The sequence below is a fragment of the Mesorhizobium sp. WSM4846 genome (assembly GCF_055811415.1).
Genome location: NZ_JBVVPZ010000051.1, coordinates 1 through 6101, shown reverse-complemented (window position 1 = coordinate 6101; position 6101 = coordinate 1). Strand labels below are relative to the sequence as shown.

The following is a 6101-nucleotide window of genomic DNA, read 5'->3' as shown; positions in this document are numbered from 1 at the left end:
GCGCGCCCCACCGGGGGGGGGGTGGGTTTGCTCCAAAAAAAAAAACCCCCGGTTCCACCCGGGCCCCCCCCAAAATTGTATTTGATCGCCCCCACTGGCGCCCCCCCCCCGGGGGGGGGCCGGCGCAAGTCATCGGCGCTGTCTTGAAAGAGGAGAGTTGAAATGCGCGGATTCCTGCTCAACCGGCTCTCACAGAGCCTCATCCTGCTCCTGATCGTCTCGGTCATCGGGTTCCTCGTCCTGAACCTGCTGCCGGGCGGGCCGCTGGCGCAATTCGGGCTCGATCCCGGCATGACGCAGGACGATCTCGAGCGCCTGAAAGAACAATTGGGGCTGAACCGTCCGCTTCTGGTGCAATATTTCGACTGGGCCTGGCGACTTCTCCAGGGCGACTGGGGCCACTCCTTCCGCGATGGCGCGCCTGTGCTGGCAGTGATTGGCCGACACGTCCCTGCGACGCTGCTGCTAATGGGTACGTCCACTGCGATTGCGATCGCCATCGGCACCTGGATCGGCATTCGGGGCGCCACGCACCGCTATTCGCTGTTCGACCATATGGCGACGATCGGAGCCATGGTCGCCCTGTCGATCCCGACCTTCTGGTTCGGGCTCGTCGGCATCTACGTCTTCTCCCTGCAACTGGGCTGGCTGCCTGCAGGCAACATGTACACGATCGGCGACGGTTCGGTCCTGAACTACCTGCATCACCTGATCCTGCCAAGCATCGTGCTGTCGCTGGTGCATGTCGCGATCTGGAGCCGCTACATGCGCACGGCGACGCTCGACGCCATCAGCCAGGATTTCGTCAAGACCGCCCGCGCCAAAGGCCTAAGCGAGCGCCGAGTCATCATGAAGCACGTCGTCGGCAATGCGCTCTTGCCGATGATCACACTGGCCGGGGTCCAGCTTCCCAGCATCCTGACCGGCGCGCTGGTGACGGAGACAGTGTTTACCTGGCCGGGGATGGGTCGACTGTTCCTGGACAGCCTAGGCTACAGCGACTACCCGGTCGTGATGGGACTGCTGATGTTCTCGGCCATCCTCGTCATCCTGGGCAACCTGATCGCAGACATTGCCGTAGCGATCGTCGACCCGCGCATTCGTCTGGGTTGAGCGCGTAACCTCACACCCAACAGGAGGCACCCGAAATGACCGCTCTCGTCGCAAATGCAGGACCAAACCGCTGGTGGCGCAGCCGCACCGTGCGTCGTTTCACGAGCCATCATCTGGCGTTGCTGGGGGTGGTGATGATCACCCTTCTGACGCTGGCATGCGTCTTCGGCCCGCATCTCCTACCCTATGATTCCCTCTACATCGATTTGCGCGCCCGCTTTTCACCGCCGCTGACCGGCTACCACTATCTCGGGACCGATCCTTTGGGGCGTGACGTGGCGGCGCGACTGCTGATGGCGGGGAGGACCTCACTGCTGGTGGCTTTCTCTGCCATGCTGCTGTCGACGATGATCGGAACGCTCGTCGGCGTGATCGCGGGCTACCGCGGCGGCTGGATCGGCGCAGCGCTGATGCGCACGGTCGACGGCTTCCTGTCATTCCCCTCGATCTTCCTGCTGCTTGCCTTGGCCGCGGCACTGAAGCCGAGCCCGGCCATGGTCACCGTCATCGTCGCTGTCACCAGCTGGATGGAGGTAGCCCGGATTGTCGAGGCCGAGGTGCGGTCTTTGCGCGAGCGCGAGTTTGTGCTGGCCGGGCGCATGCTGGGGCTTAGCGGCGCGCATATCATGTTCCGCGAGATCCTGCCCAACGCCATGGGCCCGATCATCGTGGCCGCGACGCTGACAGTTGCGCACGCTATTCTCCTGGAAGCCTACATCAGCTTCCTGGGCTATGGCATTCAGCCGCCGCTGCCGAGCTGGGGCAACATGCTCGAGGGCGCCCAGCAGTATCTGGATAGTGCGCCCTGGCTGGCGATCATTCCCGGCGCCGCCATCACCATCGCCGTGACAAGCTTCAATTTCATCGGCGACGGGTTGCGCGATGCGCTCGACGTGCGGGACGACCGTGTCTGAGCTCGCCGGCATGGACCGACCCCTCCTGAAACCGCAACGAGAAGTCCCTCACGTGCACGAGCCCAAAGTCGCCAACAAGAGCACACCCTACTGGTGGGAGGCGGCGCCCGTCATGCCGCTGCCGCCGCAGCCCCTGGCGAGGACAGTCGATGTGGCGATCGTCGGCGCCGGTTATGCCGGACTTTCGGCCGGGCTTGCGCTGGCGCGCGAGGGGCGCTCGGTTGCAGCTTTTGATGCGATGAATCCGGGCGAGGGGGCCTCGTCGCGCAATGGCGGAATTACCAGCGGGAGCATCCGGCTGGACTACGCCACGATCACCCGGCGCTTCGGCGAAGAAAAAGCCATGGCGATCGAGGCCGAGGGCAAGGTCGCGCGCGAATTCCTTTACGACTTCATCAAGTCGGAAAAGCTCGACTGCGACTTTCAACCGGTTGGCCTGTTCAAGGGCGCCATCGGATATGAACAGTACGAGAAGATGGCCCGCGGCGCCGAGGCGTTGGCAAGGAAACTGGGGATCGAATCCTACGCTGTTCCATATGCAAAGCAGCGCGACTATGTCGGCACCGACTTCTATCGCGGCGGCATGGTCAGGATGGACATCGGCGGGCTGCACCCGGCCAAGTTCCACGCGGAGCTCCTGCGGGTGGCGCTCGCTTCGGGACTGGCGGTGCATTCGAACACGCCCGTGACCTCAATTGAAAGGGATGGCTCCGGATTCCGCGTCGCCACTTCAGCCGGAACGGTGCAGGCGCGGCAGGTGCTGGTCTGCACAAATGGCTACACCGATGGCGCCAATCCCTTCCTGCGCCGCCGGCTGGTGCCGGTTCGCAGCCGGATCATTGCTACCGAGGAACTCGCGCCTGAGCTGATGGCGCGCCTGATGCCGAAGCGGATGATGATGGGCGAGGGCCGCGAGCTTGGCTTCTATTATCGCCCTTCGCCGGACGGCAGACGCATCCTGCTCGGCGGGCGCGACAGCTCGCGTGCAGGCGATCCGGCAGCCCCAACGCTGCGTCTGCGAAACGGGCTGGGCGAAATTTTCCCGGAACTGGAGAACGTTCGTCTTTCGCACAGCTGGTTCGGCAATGTCGCAATGCACCGCGACATGCTGCCCAGGATCTTCGAGAAGGATGGCGTGGTCTATGCCACCGGCTTCTGCGGTTCGGGCGTGGTCTGGGCGCCATGGGTCGGCACGCGTGCGGCTCACAAGCTGATGGGGCATGGCGAGCAGGCGCGTAGCGCATTCGACTTTCGGCCGCCTGCGGCGATCCCGCTCTATCGCGGCAATCCCTGGTTCATCCCGGCCGTTATCAAGGCCTACGCCCTGCAGGACCGTATCGCCTGGTGGCGCGCCAGCCGCTGAAGGCCGAAGGGTTGGCGGTCTCTCGAGCCTTGCCGAACGATAGCGGCAACAAGGAACAGCATCACATGCACTACATCTCCACGCGCGGCCATCCCGAACGCAGGACGTTCCGCGAGATTCTGCTTGAAGATCTCGCCCCGGATGGCGGCCTCTATGTGCCCGAGGTCTACCCTCGGCTGGATGATGCCACGCTGGATCGGTGGCGGGGCTTGTCCTACCCGGTGCTCGCCTTTGAAATCCTGTCGCTCTACATCGACGATATTCCGCCCGCTGACCTGAAGGCCATCTGTACAAAGACCTACAGGCCCGAGGTTTTTGGGACCGCCAGGATCGCTCCCGTGCGAACGCTTGAGAGCGGTCTCCACGTGGCGGAACTGTCGAACGGTCCCACCCTGGCGTTCAAGGACATGGCGATGCAGTTGCTCGGCAATTTGCTCGAGTATGAACTGGCGCGGCGGGGTGAGGAGCTGAATATCCTCGGGGCAACCAGTGGCGACACGGGCAGCGCGGCGGAATATGCCATGCGCGGCAAGAAGGGCATCCGCGTCTTCATGATGTCGCCCCACGGACGCATGAGCGCCTTTCAGCAAGCCCAGATGTTCAGCCTGCAGGACGACAACATACACAACATTGCCATCGAAGGGGTGTTCGACGATTGCCAAGAGATCGTGAAAGCCGTGTCCGGCGATGCTGACTTCAAGAGGCGCCACCGGATCGGCGCCGTCAATTCGATCAACTGGGCCCGGCTGGTCGCTCAGGTGGTGTATTACTTCTCTGCCTATTTTCAGGTGACTGAAGAGAATTCGTCAGAGGTCGACTTCGCTGTTCCCTCGGGCAATTTCGGAAACGTCTGCGCCGGTCATGTTGCGCGCATGATGGGACTTCCCATATCCCGTCTCGTCATTGCGACCAACGAAAACGACGTGCTCGATGAGTTTTTCCGCACCGGGGTGTATCGCGTGCGGGGCCGGGCAGATACCCATGAAACCTCGAGCCCATCCATGGACATTTCCAAGGCCTCCAATCTCGAGCGTTTCGTGTTCGACTTGCTCGGTCGCGACGCCAGCCGGACGAGATCGCTGTTCGACGATCAACTGCGCGAAAGCGGGTCGTTCGATCTCAGCGGGGATCCGGCCTTCGGGAAGGCGACGGACCATTTTGGTTTCCGCAGCGGGAAGAGCACCCACGCCGACCGGTTGGCGACGATCCGTGACGCGTGGCACCGCTTCAACGCGGTGATCGATCCACACACTGCAGACGGTGTGAAGGTCGCGCGCGAGCATTCGGTTTCGGATGTGCCGATGATCGTGCTCGAGACGGCCCTGCCGGTCAAATTTGCGGAGACCATCAGAGAGGCCCTGGGCCGAGAACCAGTTCCTCCGCAACGGTTCGACGGCATAGAGGGTTTGCCGAGACGGTTCAAACTGCTTTCCGCCGATGCACAGACCGTGAAGACCTACATCGCTGAAACGCTGCAGGCTTGCTGAAAGGCTGCTTCCACGACCGGGACCTCTTTCGCCATGGCCGTATATACCGAATTGTCACCTGACGAAGTCGCAACTTTCTTTCAGGCTCTGGGCCTGGGACAGCCGAACTCCGTTCGCGGCAGCGCGAGCGGAATTGAGAACACGAACTACTTTGTGGATACCGAGGCGGGCGAATATGTGCTGACCCTGTTCGAGCGGCTCACGTTCGAGCAATTGCCGTTCTACCTTCACCTGATGAAGCACCTTGCGGCGCGGCGAATGCCGGTCCCGGATCCGGTTGCCAACGTCAGAGGCGAAATCCTTCACACGCTAAAAGGCGGCCTGCCGTGATCGTCAACAAACTTCCTGGCGAGAGCGTGACGTCGTCGACAGAGTCGCATTGTCGCGCTGTCGGGGAGACCCTGGCGCGAATGCACGTGACCGGCAGCGACTACCCACGGCGACAGGCCAATCCGCGCGGCCTCGAATGGTGGAACGAGGTGGTGCCGGTGGTCGGCCGCTACGTATCTGAGGGACAGCGCTCGCTGCTCACGAGCGAACTGGCCTTTCAGAACCAGATCGCCGTGTCCTCCACCTACGAGGAACTCCCAAGCGGGCCGGTGCACGCTGATCTCTTTCGCGACAACGTGTTGTTTGAAGGTGGTCACCTGACCGGCGTCTTCGATTTCTACTTCGCCGGATGCGACACCTTTCTTTTCGATATAGCCGTGTGCCTCAATGACTGGTGCGTCGATAGTGGCACCGGCCGCCAAGACACTAAGCAAGTTGCCGCCTTTCTCGGCGCGTATGAGTCAGTTCGCGCGCTCACTGGACCCGAACGCCTATTGCTTCCTGCGATGCAGCGCGCTGGAGCATTTCGTTTTTGGTTATCGCGTCTCTGGGATCTGTACCAGCCCCGGGAAGCTGCGCTCCTCAAAGCACACGATCCAAGCCACTTCGAGCGTATGTTGCGCGTGCTCCGGGGGGAAGTCGCATGAGCAAGACCGCGAAGATCACCAATGGAAATGGAAGCACGATGGCACCGACTCTCAAAGACCACGTTGGCGAGCTGCTTTCGCAGATCGAGACGGAGGGCCTGTACAAGCGCGAGCGCGTCATCACCTCGCCCCAGTCGTCCGAGATCGAGGTCGGCGGCCGCAAGCTGCTCAATTTCTGCGCCAACAATTATCTTGGCCTCGCAGATAGCGCCGACTTGCGCGATGCGGCCAAGCAGGCACTCGACCG

The 6101-nt window shown here is 62.3% G+C and carries 6 protein-coding genes and 1 pseudogene; all 7 read left to right on the top strand.

Features of this window, described 5'->3' with window-relative positions:
* The first annotated feature begins 162 nt into the window (after positions 1-162).
* On the top strand, positions 163-1113 hold the full coding sequence (locus tag AC0L15_RS28775; RefSeq protein WP_027151790.1) for an ABC transporter permease: 951 nt from the start codon (positions 163-165) through the stop codon (positions 1111-1113).
* A gap of 35 nt (positions 1114-1148) precedes the next feature.
* Complete coding sequence (locus tag AC0L15_RS28770; RefSeq protein ID WP_287249140.1) at positions 1149-2027, top strand: ABC transporter permease; 879 nt, start codon at positions 1149-1151, stop codon at positions 2025-2027.
* Positions 2028-2037: 10 nt separating this feature from the next.
* Positions 2038-3390, top strand: coding sequence for an NAD(P)/FAD-dependent oxidoreductase (locus AC0L15_RS28765; protein ID WP_473497865.1), 1353 nt, complete (start codon positions 2038-2040; stop codon positions 3388-3390).
* The gene (gene thrC, locus AC0L15_RS28760; protein ID WP_473497863.1) at positions 3372-4877 is read left to right on the top strand and encodes a threonine synthase; all 1506 of its coding nucleotides are present in this window, start codon (positions 3372-3374) and stop codon (positions 4875-4877) included. The genes AC0L15_RS28765 and thrC overlap by 19 nt, the downstream gene beginning before the upstream one ends.
* A gap of 33 nt (positions 4878-4910) precedes the next feature.
* Positions 4911-5207, top strand: coding sequence for a phosphotransferase (locus tag AC0L15_RS28755; protein WP_473497861.1), 297 nt, complete (start codon positions 4911-4913; stop codon positions 5205-5207).
* Positions 5204-5854 (top strand): homoserine kinase, encoded by a 651-nt coding sequence (locus AC0L15_RS28750; protein ID WP_473497859.1) that lies wholly within the window; start codon positions 5204-5206, stop codon positions 5852-5854. The genes AC0L15_RS28755 and AC0L15_RS28750 overlap by 4 nt, the downstream gene beginning before the upstream one ends.
* 38 nt (positions 5855-5892) lie before the next feature.
* Positions 5893-6101 (top strand): annotated as a pseudogene (locus AC0L15_RS28745) (glycine C-acetyltransferase); the annotation flags it as partial.